Annotated in this window: 14 protein-coding genes and 1 pseudogene; 4 read left to right on the top strand and 11 right to left on the bottom strand. The window is 45.9% G+C overall.

The annotated features are described in order from the left end of the window. Nucleotides 1-41: 41 nt before the first annotated feature. Both PanJK_RS00980 and PanJK_RS00985 read right to left on the bottom strand, forming a co-directional pair. Nucleotides 42-629 carry a hypothetical protein gene (locus PanJK_RS00980; protein ID WP_265296806.1) on the bottom strand — a complete coding sequence of 196 codons (588 nt, stop codon included), beginning with the start codon at nt 627-629 and terminating at the stop codon, nt 42-44. A 71-nt stretch (nt 630-700) separates the two neighbouring features. Beyond that, complete coding sequence (locus PanJK_RS00985) at nt 701-892, bottom strand: hypothetical protein (protein ID WP_265296807.1); 192 nt, start codon at nt 890-892, stop codon at nt 701-703. A gap of 131 nt (nt 893-1,023) precedes the next feature. Here PanJK_RS00985 and PanJK_RS00990 point away from each other — a divergent pair, with 131 nt between their 5' ends. After that, nucleotides 1,024-1,767 (top strand): DUF726 domain-containing protein, encoded by a 744-nt coding sequence (locus PanJK_RS00990; RefSeq protein ID WP_265296808.1) that lies wholly within the window; start codon nt 1,024-1,026, stop codon nt 1,765-1,767. A gap of 14 nt (nt 1,768-1,781) precedes the next feature. On the opposite strand, the gene PanJK_RS00995 is transcribed toward PanJK_RS00990, so the two are convergent. The 4 genes from PanJK_RS00995 to PanJK_RS01010 all read right to left on the bottom strand — a co-directional run bounded on the left by PanJK_RS00995 (nt 1,782) and on the right by PanJK_RS01010 (nt 5,141). Beyond that, nucleotides 1,782-2,504, bottom strand: a complete 723-nt coding sequence (locus PanJK_RS00995; RefSeq protein ID WP_265296809.1) for an HNH endonuclease — start codon at nt 2,502-2,504, stop codon at nt 1,782-1,784. Nucleotides 2,505-2,961: 457 nt separating this feature from the next. Next, a complete protein-coding gene (locus PanJK_RS01000) occupies nt 2,962-3,453 on the bottom strand; it encodes a hypothetical protein (RefSeq protein ID WP_265296810.1) in 492 nt (163 codons plus the stop codon). 106 nt (nt 3,454-3,559) lie between these two features. Continuing rightward, on the bottom strand, nt 3,560-4,090 hold the full coding sequence (locus PanJK_RS01005; protein WP_265296812.1) for an HNH endonuclease: 531 nt from the start codon (nt 4,088-4,090) through the stop codon (nt 3,560-3,562). Between the two features lie 691 nt (nt 4,091-4,781). Beyond that, nucleotides 4,782-5,141 carry a hypothetical protein gene (locus PanJK_RS01010; protein ID WP_265296813.1) on the bottom strand — a complete coding sequence of 120 codons (360 nt, stop codon included), beginning with the start codon at nt 5,139-5,141 and terminating at the stop codon, nt 4,782-4,784. A 390-nt stretch (nt 5,142-5,531) separates the two neighbouring features. Between PanJK_RS01010 and PanJK_RS01015 the strand changes: the two are divergent. Further along, nucleotides 5,532-6,422 (top strand): annotated as a pseudogene (locus PanJK_RS01015) (lipoate--protein ligase); the annotation flags it as partial. Between the two features lie 34 nt (nt 6,423-6,456). Here PanJK_RS01015 and PanJK_RS01020 read toward each other — a convergent pair. Beyond that, a complete protein-coding gene (locus tag PanJK_RS01020; protein WP_265296814.1) occupies nt 6,457-7,848 on the bottom strand; it encodes a PTS transporter subunit EIIC in 1,392 nt (463 codons plus the stop codon). A 305-nt stretch (nt 7,849-8,153) separates the two neighbouring features. Between PanJK_RS01020 and PanJK_RS01025 the strand changes: the two genes are divergently transcribed. Further along, nucleotides 8,154-9,353 (top strand): enolase C-terminal domain-like protein, encoded by a 1,200-nt coding sequence (locus PanJK_RS01025; RefSeq protein WP_265296816.1) that lies wholly within the window; start codon nt 8,154-8,156, stop codon nt 9,351-9,353. A gap of 1 nt (nt 9,354) precedes the next feature. Here the strand turns inward: PanJK_RS01025 and PanJK_RS01030 are convergent, their stop codons facing one another. Continuing rightward, nucleotides 9,355-10,071, bottom strand: a complete 717-nt coding sequence (locus tag PanJK_RS01030) for a GntR family transcriptional regulator (protein WP_265296817.1) — start codon at nt 10,069-10,071, stop codon at nt 9,355-9,357. Between the two features lie 46 nt (nt 10,072-10,117). Next, entirely contained in the window at nt 10,118-10,807 is a 690-nt protein-coding gene (locus tag PanJK_RS01035) for a pirin family protein (protein ID WP_265296818.1), read from the bottom strand. A 205-nt stretch (nt 10,808-11,012) separates the two neighbouring features. Between PanJK_RS01035 and PanJK_RS01040 the strand changes: the two genes are divergently transcribed. Beyond that, on the top strand, nt 11,013-11,576 hold the full coding sequence (locus tag PanJK_RS01040; RefSeq protein ID WP_256696416.1) for a TetR/AcrR family transcriptional regulator: 564 nt from the start codon (nt 11,013-11,015) through the stop codon (nt 11,574-11,576). Nucleotides 11,577-11,578: 2 nt separating this feature from the next. Here the strand turns inward: PanJK_RS01040 and PanJK_RS01045 are convergent, their stop codons facing one another. Further along, on the bottom strand, nt 11,579-12,229 hold the full coding sequence (locus PanJK_RS01045) for a TetR/AcrR family transcriptional regulator (protein ID WP_265296819.1): 651 nt from the start codon (nt 12,227-12,229) through the stop codon (nt 11,579-11,581). A 124-nt stretch (nt 12,230-12,353) separates the two neighbouring features. Then, complete coding sequence (locus PanJK_RS01050; protein WP_265296820.1) at nt 12,354-13,787, bottom strand: efflux transporter outer membrane subunit; 1,434 nt, start codon at nt 13,785-13,787, stop codon at nt 12,354-12,356.

The following is a 13,787-nucleotide window of genomic DNA, read 5'->3' on the forward strand; positions in this document are numbered from 1 at the left end:
TAAAAAATTGATTGTGTAATCAATGCTGAAAATGAAAGCAATTAATTTTTAATTCTTTTAAAAAGATGCATAATATAGTTATATCTTAATGGGATGTATTGGTCACCAAGATAGTTTCGTGTCTTCATTAAATAAAAATCATTCGAATTAGCTGCTACATTTGTAAACATTGTTATTGGATATTCATCATCATAACCAGATTGACCGTCAGACCAGAAGTACTCAGTCCCTGTTTTGTATGGTAATGCTCTGTCATCCTTCACTTTGAAATAAAAAGCCTCTTGAACTTTACTTAAATTAAGAAATTCATTTATTTCCTTCAGTTCTATGTCGGATGGCTTCCGTTTTTCTTTGTTTTCAAAACCAACTTCCATATCCGTCTGTATTTTAGATATGTAATCATTCAGGTTCTTATTCACACAAGTGAACTTAACGATATCTTTGTCATTTCCACTAAGTGCTTCCCAATTTGTTGATTCACACATACTCCAATTTGAAAGTACATCCCCATAGGTATTACCCTTGAAGAAATTATCTTTCTGGTTTTTCACCACCGTAATATTATGATCTTCACCGCACCCTGCCAGAAAACAGATTGATGCTAAAAATGCCACATGCATGAATTTCACTTTTAATCACTCCCACCTTAAATATCTTTATTATCGGCAGAGAGCAATAAAACTTTAGAAATAACTTTGCGTTACTCCCACTTCAAACCCAAATCACGCGATTCGTGATCATACTTTTCCTTGAGTACTTCAAGGGTTATCTTCTCTGGACTGCCATACTCAAGTTCAGCATATGTCACTTCTTCACTATCGATGAAGTACCTAATCACCCCCTCTGTGTTGGTTAGTGCAAATCGGCCTATAGTGAACTTATCAATTTTCATAGTGTTAATCCTCTGTAGTTTATGGTATTTATCATGAATTAGGTCAATGGAAGAGAGTATGATTGGCAAGATTTGGAAGACAATTAATCATCTGGCTATAACCGCAAATTAAAAACCACTTGGAACATTTTATGAAGAAAGTATTTACTGTTCATGGCTTCCAAAGTAACTCTTCGGCAATGTATAAGTTTGTAGACGTCTTAGAAAATGCTTTGCCTCATGACAAAGCAGTGCGAGATATTAAAGTGTACCAACTCGACTGGGAATCAGGTGTACCAAGCGGAAAAATGGAAAGGGTTCTATCTTTTCTAAGCTCGCCTAGAATCTACGGAGAAAAAACAATCAATGCTTGGGATGAGGCACAAAACAACATAAGTAAAGCAGCACAAAAACTAGCCTATAATGTGAATCTCCGTTCAACACCCTCAGAGATAATATTAATTGTAGCTCATTCAATGGGCACTCAGGTGGTACTTGAGAGTCTTGACATGATAGATAAAGAAAATAAGATATTCTTGCTACTTATGGGCGGCATTTCCTCTGAAATGGAATATGCCATGCTTGATTCATATGAAAATGTCATTGGTGCTTTTAACTTATACTCAACTAATGATTTTATTTTGGAGCGATTACTTAGCGAAATATCTTTTTATTCTACATCTGCTATAGGAACAACATCTATTTCAAGTGATAAAGTTATTAACATCGAAACTAATTTTGGACATTCAGAATATATGGAGAGTGATTACGTGTTGAGGCACTTGTATCTGAGAAAATGTTTGGGTATAAAACCAAGCCCACTAGAATCCTTTGTAGAGGAAGTAAGTGAGGCATGGTCCGAGCTTAAAAATTCATTGAGGATCAGTAAGCTGTAATTATAACATATTCGTTAGAACATTTTTTTAAGACACTCAATCGACAGTACTTCACTCCCTCTATGCACCATTGCGTGACAATTAGGACACAGGGGAACCATTTCATTTATTGGGTCTACTTTGTAACCTTCGCCAACGGTATGCAGTGGTTTAATATGATGTACATGGATGAAACCCTTACCATGCTTGCCATAGACTTTCTCAAAGTCGAACCCACAACACTTACATGCTGTTCCGTGATGGTCAATACAGGCTTTTCTTGCCTTTGGGTCACGCTCGTATGAGTTCACAGTAACTTGCTTCTTGGCACCTTCGACATAGTTTTCTGGTGCGGGGATTTCATCGGGGAATTGATTGGGCTGATAGTCCGCATACCAAGTTGAGCCTTCCTTCCTTAGATAACGTTTCTCAAGTTTAGGTGTGAATCCTTTAATAACTGCGACATCAGGATCTTCGGCGGTTCGTCCCTGCTTCATTTCAAAGGTGAAGAGATCATAGCCTTCGGCGATCAAATTGAGGTGTTTAATAGCTTGCACGTAGCCCAGATTCTTTTTTTCTATTCCGTTCACTTCCTTGGTTTCCCAGTCCTCTTTCAAGATGACTGATCTCTCTTGCTCCCTTTCTGCATCCCATGCACCAAATACAACCATCTTCTTTTCGTGATTTACAAATGACCAACTCCAAGTCCAATTGCTACACGTTCCACCTTCGGACTCAATAAATTGTTTTCTGTTCATTTCCATCTCCCTTTGAAAGTACTTCATTTTTACATTCAAAGGACAATTCAGATCCAGTACTTTCAGATAGTAAGGGCTTAGACAGCCCGATAGCCCGACAAGGAACGAAGTGACGCGTAGTTACTCACGCAGTACTTGCCAAATCACTATGAGTCTTTTGTATTTTCAATTCGCAAAGCGAACCAATGCGGCTTGTGATTTCGAGAAGTCATCGACTGCGAGAAACACAAGTAAACCGATTTGTATGATCATGAGGAGGAACGACGAATGATCATAGTGAGCGTAGCGAATCATTTGCTTTCATTATAATATGTTACCAGAATGATTTTTGGGTCATAAAAAGCACTAAAAACGAGTAAAAAACACCCTAAAACGCCCTTTTTAGTACATATTTCAACCAAAAATTGAGCATGGTAAAAATCATTCTGGTAACAGGAAGGGGCATTCTGGTAACGCATTAGTTACCAGAATGATTGTCGGGCAACAGCGATTGAAGGTACTGAATCATGTCCTCTATCGCGGTTCCATCCTTCGCTAGTTCAATTAACTGGTGTTGCTGAAAGTCCAACATATAGGTTTTTCCTTCTTCTTTATGCCTGATTAGCTTCACCCCCTGTTTATCCGCTTCAAGTAGTGCATCGGCAACAGCTACACAAACCTTCTTGTACTTGCGTACACTTTCATCACCCATGATAGGTTCACCCGGATGTGTACCGCACCAGTTATCACACCAGTACTTCACCGATGCACGGCTGAACTCTGGAATGCGACACAGCAAGAAAAAGATTTTTTCCCCACTGTATGTGTTCCTGCTTCCTGGCATAGCATCATCAATCGCATTACGAATTATCCCCTTCGCCTCGTTAGTTAGATCGTGCCTGTAGCTGGTAAACGTAGCGATGATACTGCGTAGCTCGTCATTACTGGTTACGACCTCTTTACCCGCCATGATTGTTCCCCGATAAATACTGTTGATGATTATTGTTGATAGTTTTCATCTTAAATTTCCTTAGTTCTAAAGCCCCGGTATCGTGACATTTACCGGGGCTTTCTTATTAATAGGTCTTCCTATCCGCGTTTAGCTGTTTGATTCGTTCGTGTTGTTGATAGGTCAGATACCCCTCATACCAATTTCTGTAGCATTGCCCATTGATGATGCGAAGGTACACAACACGATCCGAGTCACGATTGTACTTGATGTTCATGTACTCAGTGATTTGATAATGCGAGTAGTCGCCAGTGAGAAACGTGATCATGAGATCCATCCATTCACACAATTCAAGCTCTGGTAAACGCTGTTTGGCTTCTTTACGATTCGCCTGTTGTTCCTTTCGAGTTAACCAGCGTAGGTTACAAAGGCGATTATCAGTACTGATACGATTGATATGGTCAACAGTGTAATCTTGCCCGTCATCAGGTTTGGATATATCGAATAGATCCATCATGATTTGATGAACATAGCGATTCTTATACACAACATAACCATTAGGGTTAGTATGTAGTTTAAGGTACTTCCCGGTCTTATGTGACCAGATTTGACCGTTACTGTTTATTGAGTACTTTTCATTGATTTGTTTCCATTCCATATTGTATTTCCATATACATTAGGCAACTTCCTGTTACCTTCCCGGTGTTTTGCTACCACCAAACGCTTTTACTTTTTACCTAAGATCCCGTACTGGTTGATTAGGTAAACAAGTGCGGCACTTTGTGTTTTCACCGTGCCATTTGCTACCAACGATTGAAGAATAGCTATCTGTTCTTCAGTTAGTCGCACATTTATTTGCTTATTCTTCATTAGCTATACATTTCCGTATTTTCGCCAGGCGAAAAAACACTCCACATGACATGGAGTAATTTTTCATGGAGGTTATAGATTTGTCACGCTGAGCCGGTGACGGGCTTGATACATAGATTATACCGCAATATATTTTTTTGTTCCAAAAACTTGCAATAATCTTTCAGGTACTGTTATGTGCATTAGTGCCAGTAGTGAAGAATGACAGCACTGACTACTTTTAATGTTATTGTTATGATTGATGATATTAATACTATTGTGAACATATATTCTCCCTTTACTATATTTAGTATTTAATGGAGAATCCTCTTCTTAATTTGAATAAGTGAAAATATGACCGCCACAAGCACAGAGCTTGTGTTGCATCATCGCCGTTACGGATTAGCAATTCTAGTAGAATATACTTCATAGTGAATACCCTGGCTTATTTCCTATCTGGGTATTAACTATGTGAGTACTGATGAGGGGTTACATGGAAATTACCTTACAGCTTGAACCTGTAGTCCATATTCAGCAATAAGAGATAGAGTCTGTGAGATACCAGAGAACGATACTGGTAATTTCATCACCAAACTTGCGTACATCAAAAAGTTCACTTCATTTTGTAAGTCAAGCTCGGCTTCTACAACCTTGCCGGAATTTAAATTTAACCCCTTGTAGCAAAGGGTTTCGTCTTTCATATATAGCGTATGTACAAAGTCATCATGTTCAAAGAACTGAATGAAAGGGTTGCTGCTTGATTTTAGAGTGCTTACTTTAACGTTAAACTGAGTTAAATCACTGATTAACGATTTGATTTTATTGATAGTCTTTAAAGGTGCGTTTTTACGATTAGACATGCGATGTCTCCTTGGTTTAATTAATAGTCATCTCATGGTCATTTCTCCTATGTGACTGTCGATAATGGTTTTTAAAAGGCTTGGTAATTCTTTTTGCTAAGGGCATATTACAGGAAAGCCAAAAAAATAGCAAGTAAAGACCTTAATCTTCATCGCCTTCCGTAATGTCAATCATTACTTTAACGCAAATCCTTCACCAGCCGCAGTTTGTGCCACCCTAACGCGAAGCCATGCAAACGCATCACCACACACAATAAAGCCCCACAAAATCACTTATTGGAGGCCAAAAAGTAAATTTAAGTTAATGGTCATCCTATGCCTTTCTCACAAAAGCTATGAACATCAAACATGCTGATGATTATCATTATCATGTTTGAAATGTTTTGTATTACCGTGGTGATCGGCCGCGCACAGAATCCGTGGAAAGAGTGCAATACGCGGCGGATGGCGGAAGACGGTATCAAGCTGGCACGACGCAGCAGCGGCGGCGGCGCGGTGTTTCACGATTTGGGAAACTGCTGCTTCACCTTTATGGCCGGCAAACCGGAATACGATAAGTCGGTCTCCACGGCGATTATCCTGCGCGCGCTGGAACAGCTTGGCATTCCAGCTGAGGCCTCAGGTCGCAACGATATCGTGGTGAACGTGGATGGCGAAGTGCGCAAGATTTCCGGATCTGCCTATCGTGAAACGCCCGATCGCGGTTTTCATCACGGCACATTTTTGATGGATGCCGACCTTTCGCGTCTCGCCGATTACCTCAATCCAGACATTAAAAAATTACAGGCGAAAGGCATTACCTCGGTGCGTTCACGTGTAGCCAACATTGCCGATTTGGTACCGGGCATCAGCTTTGACGCAATCTGCCGTGAGGTGATTGCCGCCTATTTTGCTTACTATCAGGAAGAGTGCGAACCAGAACATATCTCCCCCGCTGCACTGCCTGATTTGCCCGGCTTCGAAGAGCAATTTGCGCGGCTAAGCAGCTGGGAATGGAATTTTGGTAATGCGCCGGATTTCTCGCATCAGTTGAATGAGCGCTTTGTCTGGGGCGGCGTAGAGATTCACTTTGATGTGGAGCGCGGCGTAATTTCTCGCTGCCAGATTTTCACCGACAGCCTGAACCCTTCGCCATTAGAAACGCTGGCGTTACGTCTGCAGGGCGCGGTATATCGTCCTGAAACCATGTTGGCGCAATTAACACTGTTGAAAACGGAATTTCCGAATCAGCTTAATGAATTGAGCCAGCTGGAAAGCTGGCTGGTGGCGAGTGTGAGTTAGGTATAAAACGGTCGCCATAAATGGCGACCCTACATTACTTATTCTCTGCCTGAATAATTAAATCAGGTTCCTTGCCCACCAATATCAACGTCAGACTAAACGACAAAACCAGCGCAATGGCGACGCCGGAAACGGCCCAGATAAAGTACGGGCCAATATAGGCCGGCAAACTGAATATACTGGAAAGAATGTAGCCGTATAAACGCACGCCAAAGAAACCGATAAAGGCTGAAGCCAGTGCACTGGAAACCGTTGCCGCGATAAAGGCTTTTTTGTAGCGCGTTAATACGCCAAACAGCGCCGGTTCAGTGATGCCTAATAACGCTGAAATCGCGGCTGAAAGTGTCACCACTTTGTCCTGACGATTTTTACTTAATTTCCAGATAGCGAACGTCGCTCCGGCAATCGACATATTTGCCATAAACATCATCGGCATCAACATGTCATAACCGCGATCGCTAAAGTTCTGTAGCGCAATTGGTGTCATCGCGTGATGCATGCCGGTCAGCACCGCCACCGGGCGAATCGCACCGACAATTAAGCCAGCAAAGCTTGCCGAAATGCTGAATAAGCCCTCAATAAACAGCGCCAGACCTTTGCCAAGCCAAATCCCCATCGGACCAATCACCACCAGCGCGGTCAAAGCCGCAAGGAACAGCGTTAAGGTAGGCGTAAATACAGTTTTTAATACTTCCGGCATAATGCGATCCACCCAGCGATGGATATAGCTGAGCGCCAGGATAGAGAAGATGACCGGAATAACGCTGGAAGCATAATTAAATACCGAAACCGGCAGCACGCCCATCAGCCAAAACGCGCTCACTGCGCCCTCCTGATGCGCCGCCAGCGCTTTTGCCGCATCAATTAAAGAGGGATACATTAAACAAGCCGCCACGGCAGCGGCTAAATACTCGTTGGTTTTAAATATTTTGGCGGCGGAGACCGCTAAAAAGAACGGCAGGAAATAGAACACGCCGCTGGCAATTAAATCAATCACCATTACCGTATCGCTTTTGGCCGAGACCAGCTTTAACGCCACTAATCCAGCCAGCAAACCTTTGATCATCCCTGCGCCAGCAATGGCGGGAACAATCGGTCCAAATACCCCCGAGACGGTATCCATAAACAGCGATACCAAGCTTTTACGCGTTTTCTCGTTTTGCGCCGGCTGGACGCCATCGTTATTTAATACCGGAACGATTTGCTCATACCAGCTATTAACTTTGGGCCCAATAATAATCTGGAATTGTTCGCTCTGCATTTGCGCGCCCAGCACACCGGGCAAGGTTTTAATTTCGCTCTGGTTAACTTTATTGTCATCAATAAGGTCAAAGCGCAAACGCGTCATGCAATGCCAGACTTTATTGATATTATTCTTCCCACCCACTAAGTGGATTATATTTTTTATTACTTCCTGCGTTCCCATACGTGCTCCTGAGGGAAGAAAAACAGCCTGATGAAATCTGCACTGGATGGTAATAAATGACACCGAACAAAACAAACCAATAAATCATGACTGCGATCACAAAACCCGCTGTATCAGTCCTATTAATCTCTAAAATGACAAATTGGTCTGTTTTTATGACGATAAACGCTCTGATTTACTGACCAATATTTATTGCCCAAAAAAGGGTTTGCGTCTTAATAAAAACCCGGTAATGATACGGCAATAATAGCTTAGCAACATGCCTTGATATTGCGTGCAGTCACTGCACCACAGGAGTATTTCTCGTGACCCCAACCATTATTGAAAATATTGCGTGTTTTATTACCCGCCCCGATCGTCATAATCTTATTACCGTACGTGTCACCACCAATAAAGGGATTACCGGTCACGGCTGCGCCACCTTTCAACAGCGTCCTTTAGCGGTAAAAACCATGGTGGATGAGTATCTGGTGCCGCTATTAACTGGACGCGATGCCAACAATATTGAAGACCTGTGGCAGATGATGAACGTTAATGCCTATTGGCGTAACGGGCCGGTGACTAACAATGCCATTTCGGGCGTGGATATGGCGTTGTGGGATATTAAGGCGCAGTTAGCTGATATGCCTCTTTATCAACTGTGGGGCGGCAAGGCACGCGATGCGATTGCGGCTTACACCCATGCCAGCGGTGAAACACTGGACGAACTTTATACCTCGGTCGATAACGCCTTAAAGAAAGGCTATCGCCATATCCGCTGTCAGCTGGGTTTTTACGGCGGAACGCCCAAAGAACTCAACGCACCGGAAAATAGCACCTCAGGCGCTTATTACTCGCAGCAAGAGTACATGGCAAATACGGTAGAGATGTTCCGTGCGTTAAGAGAGAAATACGGACATCGATTCGAAATTCTGCATGACGTGCATGAGCGCTTATTCCCGCAGCAGGCAATTCAACTGGTGAAACAGCTTGAGCCGTATATGCCCTATTTTCTTGAAGATGTGCTTCCTCCCGCACAAACCGGCTGGTTAGAGCAACTGCGTCAGCAAAGCGCGGTGCCGTTAGCGCTAGGTGAATTATTTAATAATCCAGCGGAATGGCACGAGTTAATTGTGAATCGTCGCATCGATTTTATTCGTTGTCACGTCTCGCAGATTGGTGGCATTACACCGGCGTTGAAACTGGCGGCGCTGTGTCAGGCATTTGGCGTGCGACTGGCATGGCACGGACCGGGCGATATGACGCCGATTGGCGTAGCAGTCAATACACATCTGAATATTCATCTGCACAATGCTGCCATTCAGGAATTTATTCCGCGCTCAACGCTGACCGATGCGGTTTTCCCTGGCGCGCCGGAGATTAAGAATGGCTATATTTATCCACCACAAGCATCGGGTATTGGCGTCGGCTTTGATCAAGCGTTAGCAGAAAAACATCCGGTGGTTTACCGTCCGCATGAATGGACGCAGAGTCGCCTGCCTGACGGCACCATTCACACGCCATAATTTAGCGCTGTTGCTGACGGAAACGCAGATTATCCGGGTTATGCGGAATCAGATAGGTGCAGGTGTAATTAATATCAACGATGTCGCTGATTTCATACACCTGCCCGCCTTGTAAAATACCACGGTTAATAATGTGCATAGCCGGACTCCCTTTTTTACAACCCAGTAGCGTCGCCTGTTCGCGATTAACGCTAATCGCGCGGTAGCTGGTGAGTAAATGTGAGATTTGATAGCCTTTGGACAACACATATTGCTGTATCGATCGCTCAATAATGTCACCATTGAGATCGCTAAATAAGGTTGCTGGCATACGCGATATTTCAATCTGTACCGCCACATTATCGACATAGCGCAGGCGGGAAAACTCCCAGATAAAGGCATCGTCGTTAATGGCGAATATCTGTTGCTCGTCACTGTCGGGGCGTCTTTTACGCAGGCCGATTGAGCGGTAATGCATTTGGTCAAAGCGCTTTTCGGTGATCGAATTATACACCAGCGGGTTATTACGCACCGTTTCGTTAATCCAGATGCCCGATCCCTGCACGATACGCACCGCTCCGATACTGACCAGCTTCTCCAGTGCTTGCCGGATGGTGAAACGCGATACGCCATATTCTTCGGCCAACTGACGTTCAGGCGGCAATTTGCGGGGTGCGGAAGTATCCTCCTGATAGATCTTGCTCAGCAAATCCTGGGTAACGAACTCTTTCTTTTTCATGGGATTAGCCTGCTCCTGAGTTGTATCCGCAGATGATAACACGATGTTATGGCGAGGAAGGGTTAAGTGCGCCTTCCTGCACCAGAAACGCGATCAGCGTTGCATCCCGTTCTCCCGTCAACGCGGGTAATGGCGCGGTATCGCTCACGGAATCGCCCTTGTGCAACCGTTCATTATCGATACGCACAATGCCGTCCAGCACAATAATCCAGCTGGAATAGCCTGCACGCTGTGGCACATTAATCTGCTGGTCGCGTTCCAGTTTCAGGTCATAAATGTAGACCGCCTGATTGAGCGCCAGCGGCGCCTCGCTGCCGTGCGGCCCTGCCAGTAACGTCCATGCGTTTGCTGCCGCACCGTCCACACGGGTAAAGGTATTCACCTGCGGTTCACCGCCGGTTTGCGCTGGGCGAATGGTGGCCTGCAGCATTTCGGTTTCGATAAAAGGCGCAGACTCGGCAAAGCGTATCCCGCTGCCGGCACTCAGCAGCAGCGCGCGTTTAGCATTGAGGGAATGGGTTTCTCCCAACTCGGTGCTGTGCAGCAGCGAACCGCGCCAAACGTAGCTGAAAATCTCACTGTCCTGATGCGAATGCAGCGGAATGGTGGCATCCAGCTGCAGCGTCATTTGATCGATAATTTCCAGCGGTCCAAACGCTTCACCGGGACGCTGACGGCGAATGTTAAACGGACCGTATTCAAACAGCTGATCGCGTTGGGCACGCAGGATGTTCATGGTGTAACTCCTCTATGATTTTTCTCTGTCCACCATCATAGAGATCGGGAGAATCATGAACAGCAGGCAAAACTGCTCGCTTAAATCAAAAAAACTGAACGACGATAAAGGGCCGAAATAATAAGAGCAGGTTAATTTTTTTATTCATCGCCAGCGCAAGTTTAATTGCGTAAAATAGCCGCTTTATTCTGCGAGTGTAATAAAAATGAACCGAAGCGAACAGATCCTGGCAGCCGCCGAGCAGTGCATGCGGCAAAAAGGTTTTCACCAGACGTCGATTCAGAATATTGCTACTCAGGCCGATGTCAGCATCGGTTTAATTTATAAATATTATAAAAACAAAGAGGCGATCATTGAGGCATTAGTCACCAGTGTGGTGCAGCGGATGATCACCTTACTGAATGCCGACTTTGAACGTATCGCGCATATGCAGGGACATTATCATGAAGCGGAAGATATTGTGCCGGCGGCAGTGGAAAACAGTATTATTTTGCTGATGGAAGTGTCATCTGAAGCCACGCGGAATAATCGCATCCAGCAAATTATGTTCGATGCCTGGCATCAACTTAAAAATAACTTTATTGCGCAGGAGCAGGCGCTGCATCCTGGACAAGACGCCAATGCTATTCACACCCGCTTATATGTGATGTCGCTGATTATTGACGGCATCATTATTCGCCGCTGCATGAAGCAGCGCGATATCGCACCAGGCTTTATGCCGTTTTTCAATGCGGTAGTCAATGACGTCTACCCGCACAGTGCTGCCTAATCTCAACCGAATAGATGCTGGCTGAGAATGCCGTTCACGCGCTGCATTTCATGGTGATCCAGGTCATTATCGCCAAAGGCGCGACAGGCGACGCCATCCACCAGCAGCAATAAAAATTGAATGCGGTTGGCACGTTGCGTTGCGTTGGTTTCAGGTGTTTGTGCGGCAAAACGCACCTCTAATTCGGCGAGTAATAATTGCTCTTGCTGGGCCAGAACGGTACGCACCGATTCATTACGCGACGCCTCAGAATACATTTCCAGTAATAATTTCCGGTCCTGACTTGGCCAATGCTGCCAGAATGGCGAATCCGCGTTGATAATATCCTGCGTCGATTGTTGCGCGGGTAAATGCTGTACTAAAAACAGGCGCCAGTTGTGCGCGATGCTTTTGATTGTTTCCGTGACAATAAGCTCTTTACTGCTGAAGTAACGATATATTTGCCCTGCCCCTAACGCAGATTCACGGCTAATATCCGCCATGCTGGCGCCATGAAATCCGGAGCGACTGAAACAGACTTTTGCCGCATTAATAATCTGCTGCTGACGCTGCAAAAAGAATTCGTCATGTTCAGAGTGACTCACATTGGCTCCGAAGAAAATTATCGTTTTAATCGCGTCATCATACGCGATGCGTATCCGGTGAGAAACCATGACAATGTTGCCAATATTTGCGGTTGGTGCGCATAAATGCGCACCCTACGAAAAACGCGCCAATCCTTTGTAGGGTCGCCATTTATGGCGACCGAAAGACGATTAACTGACGAGCATTACGCAATTATTGCGTGCTCATTATTTCAGATTCTTTCAACGCCGTGCCGCCGCCCATCACTTTATAGAAAGTGATTAAATTCAGGTAATAAGCTTGCTGCGTACTCACCAGACTGGTGCGGGCGCTGTACAGCGTGCGCTGCGCCGTCAAGGCATTGAGATAGGTATCAACGCCGTTGCGATAGCGCAGATCCGCCAGATGGTAATAGGTTTGCGATGCCGCCACATTACTCCGCTGACTGCTGAGCTGATCGTTGATGGTGCCGCGACGCGCCAGCGCATCCGCCACTTCCTGGAAGGCGGTTTGCACCGCTTTCTCATACGCCGCCACGTAATATTCTTTCTGTGCTTTGGTGTATTTCAGGTAAGAAACATTGTAGCCGCCCTGAAAAATCGGCAGCGAAATGCTCGGCGCAAACGACCAAATGCCCGCCCCGTTTTTAAACAGCGTCGAGAGATCGGCACTGCCGACGCCGCCGCTGCCCGTCAGCGTAATGCTCGGGAAGAAGTTGGCACGCGCCGCGCCAATACTGGCGTTGGCAGACTTGAGATTGTGCTCGGCTTGCAACACATCAGGGCGATTCAGCAACGCATCCGATGAGACACCCGCCGGCACCTCACGCAGTGCGTTACCGATCGACTCAATGCTGTCAGGCAGCAGATTATCCGGCACGCTGCGGCCCACCACCAAATCCAGCGCATTTTTATCCTGCGCCACCAGCGTGGTGTAACTGGCAACATCGGCCTGCGCAGATTGGTAGGTAGTTTCCGCAGACGAGACATCCACCATCGAAGCGATGCCGTTTTCCATCTGCTTACGCGTCACCTGCCACGATTGACGTGCGCTCTCGGCGGTCTCTTTGGCAATCGCCAGATTGCTGCGATCGGCAGCGAGTTGCAGCCAGTAATCCACCGTGTTGTACAACACCGTCAAGCGCGTACTGCGAGCGCCCTGCAGCGTGCCGAGGTAGGTTTCATACTGTTCGCGCGTCAGGCTCTGGTTTTTGCCGAACAGATCGAGTTCAAACGCACTGACGCTGCCTTCTGCCGAATAGCTGTTGCTGATGGCGGTTTGATTGCCTTCGCCGGTTAACGCGCGTGAACGCGTACCGCTCACGCCTGCGCTGACGGTCGGGAACAGATTGGCGCGCTCTTCGCCATACTGCGCATGCGCCGACTTCACGCTGGCTACCGCTTCACGCAAGTCGCGACTGCTATCCAGCGCCATCGTCACCACCTGACGCAGTTTGGCGTCGAGCACATAATCCTGCCAGCTCAGGTCGCGGTAGTTGCTGGCCTGAGTGCCTTGCAGTGAACGATAGGCATCACCGCTCGGCATCTGGTTGCTGACCGCGCCTTGCGGGCGGTCATAGTGCGGATCGAGCGAGACACAACCCGACAGCAGCGCGGGAATTAACACCATTAAGAGTTTTGCCGACAT

Origin of the sequence: Pantoea sp. JK (assembly GCF_026130245.1) — a bacterium.
Taxonomy (GTDB): Bacteria; Pseudomonadota; Gammaproteobacteria; order Enterobacterales; family Enterobacteriaceae; genus Pantoea; species Pantoea trifolii.

Excerpts from the sequence above, each read along its gene's own strand:
- PanJK_RS00985 (WP_265296807.1), bottom strand. The coding sequence starts at position 892 with ATGAAAATTGATAAGTTCACTATAGGCCGATTTGCACTAACCAACACA.
- PanJK_RS00990 (WP_265296808.1), top strand. The coding sequence starts at position 1,024 with ATGAAGAAAGTATTTACTGTTCATGGCTTCCAAAGTAACTCTTCGGCA.
- PanJK_RS00995 (WP_265296809.1), bottom strand. The coding sequence starts at position 2,504 with ATGAACAGAAAACAATTTATTGAGTCCGAAGGTGGAACGTGTAGCAAT.
- PanJK_RS01000 (WP_265296810.1), bottom strand. The coding sequence starts at position 3,453 with ATGGCGGGTAAAGAGGTCGTAACCAGTAATGACGAGCTACGCAGTATC.
- PanJK_RS01005 (WP_265296812.1), bottom strand. The coding sequence starts at position 4,090 with ATGGAATGGAAACAAATCAATGAAAAGTACTCAATAAACAGTAACGGT.
- PanJK_RS01010 (WP_265296813.1), bottom strand. The coding sequence starts at position 5,141 with ATGTCTAATCGTAAAAACGCACCTTTAAAGACTATCAATAAAATCAAA.
- PanJK_RS01020 (WP_265296814.1), bottom strand. The coding sequence starts at position 7,848 with ATGGGAACGCAGGAAGTAATAAAAAATATAATCCACTTAGTGGGTGGG.
- PanJK_RS01030 (WP_265296817.1), bottom strand. The coding sequence starts at position 10,071 with ATGAAAAAGAAAGAGTTCGTTACCCAGGATTTGCTGAGCAAGATCTAT.
- PanJK_RS01035 (WP_265296818.1), bottom strand. The coding sequence starts at position 10,807 with ATGAACATCCTGCGTGCCCAACGCGATCAGCTGTTTGAATACGGTCCG.
- PanJK_RS01040 (WP_256696416.1), top strand. The coding sequence starts at position 11,013 with ATGAACCGAAGCGAACAGATCCTGGCAGCCGCCGAGCAGTGCATGCGG.
- PanJK_RS01045 (WP_265296819.1), bottom strand. The coding sequence starts at position 12,229 with ATGGTTTCTCACCGGATACGCATCGCGTATGATGACGCGATTAAAACG.
- PanJK_RS01050 (WP_265296820.1), bottom strand. The coding sequence starts at position 13,787 with ATGTCGGCAAAACTCTTAATGGTGTTAATTCCCGCGCTGCTGTCGGGT.